Annotated in this window: 1 protein-coding gene; it reads left to right on the top strand. The window is 33.8% G+C overall.

The genetic code is table 11. The features are described 5' to 3' along the window. Positions 1-299: 299 nt before the first annotated feature. Complete coding sequence (locus H4J66_RS01090; RefSeq protein ID WP_182169449.1) at positions 300-1,325, top strand: acyltransferase family protein; 1,026 nt, start codon at positions 300-302, stop codon at positions 1,323-1,325. The last annotated feature ends 252 nt before the right edge of the window (positions 1,326-1,577 follow it).

A 1,577-nucleotide genomic window follows, 5' to 3' on the forward strand; every position in this document is an offset into this window, starting at 1 on the left:
GGTCAAAACATGTGGTTCTGGTAACATTCATCTAACAAGGCGTTCAAACGGACAAAAAACAGTTGGCTGTTTCACTCCGTTCACAATTTTAGCCAACAATTTTTTGCCGCTTAACGTGGCGTTATATGCTAAATGGAGTTTTAAATGGGGCATGGAGCAAACATAGATAGAAGGTATGATTTAGACTGGCTAAGAGTTATCGTCTTTGGGGTACTTATTCTATACCACATAGGAATGTTTTATTCGACTGGGGATATCATGTAAAAAGTGTGCATGCTAGCGAAACTGTTGAATCCCTTATGAAGTTGATCAATCCTTGGCGCTTAACTTTATTATTTTTTATTTCTGGCATAGCGATAAGGTTTGCCATTGATAAACAACCATTAATTAAATTTACGTTTAAGAGATCTATTATACTTCTAATACCAATAATTTTTTGTATTCATACTATTATCGCCCCGCAATCGTGGCTTGAGCTATTAGAAAATGGAGAGATAACTTCTGGTTTTTGGGCGTTTTATCCAGAATATTTAATAGGGAGTATAGATAAATACACGGTAATCATTCCAACCTGGAACCACCTTTGGTACGTTGTTTATTTGTTTTTTTATACTTTATTACTTATTCCTATCGCTCGTCCTTTAGCTTCTTTTATGAATGGCTATGGTAAAAAAATGAGTAGTAGATGCCTTGATAACTGTTTAGGTATCTTTGTGGTAATGTTGATTCCGGTCATTCCATTTATAATTTTTCACTATATTTTAAAACCTATTTACCCATCAACACATGCACTTTTTGATGATTGGGCAAACCATCAGTTATATTTCAGTATTTTTATTTTTGGCTTTTTAATAGCCAAAGACAAAAGCTTTTGGCAGGCTATTAATAAAGCATTGATTCCAGCCCTAATCATGGTTTTTATTATTTCAACTATTGCTTCTATTGTATGGTATTTAGAAAGTCACAATCATAGCTCGTATGCCCTTGATATTACGGAACACTATTCTGAGAAAGCAAGAAAGACAGCATACGCATGGTTTTCAATTGTTGCCTTGTTAGCTATTTCCCAACGATGGCTAAATAAACCGAGTAAAGCTCTTTCTTATATGACAGAGGCTGTATTTCCTTGGTATATTTTACATCAAACATTAATAGTTATGATTGGTTATTGGCTAACAAGGCAAGGACTATCAATTTATAGTGAATCCTTAGCGTTAATATTATTAACATTTTTGGGCTGTTATTTGATTAATGAATATTTTATACGTCGTTGGAAATGGATCCGACCTTTATTTGGGTTAAAGCTATATAAACTAAAATATTAATAGCTGTAGAGTACTACTTCAGCGCATATAACAAGTTACTCAAACGGACGCTAAACAATTGGCTAGCTTCGTTCCTCGCAATTTTAGCCAACTATTTATCGCCGCTTAGTAAGGCGTTATGTGTTTTTCAAACTAAGGATGAATATGTCAAATGTAATGGATACAATTAAAATTAGAGATAATAAAAGCGACTTTAAACTAGCGATGGTTTTGGCATTTGTTTTAGTGGCTATTTCATTTTTTGCAGTAGGG

Origin of the sequence: Colwellia sp. MB3u-55, from assembly GCF_014076785.1 — a bacterium.
GTDB lineage: Bacteria > Pseudomonadota > Gammaproteobacteria > Enterobacterales > Alteromonadaceae > Colwellia_A.

Bases quoted from the DNA above. Each gene is read 5' to 3' on its own strand.
- H4J66_RS01090 (WP_182169449.1), top strand. From the start codon at position 300: ATGAAGTTGATCAATCCTTGGCGCTTAACTTTATTATTTTTTATTTCT.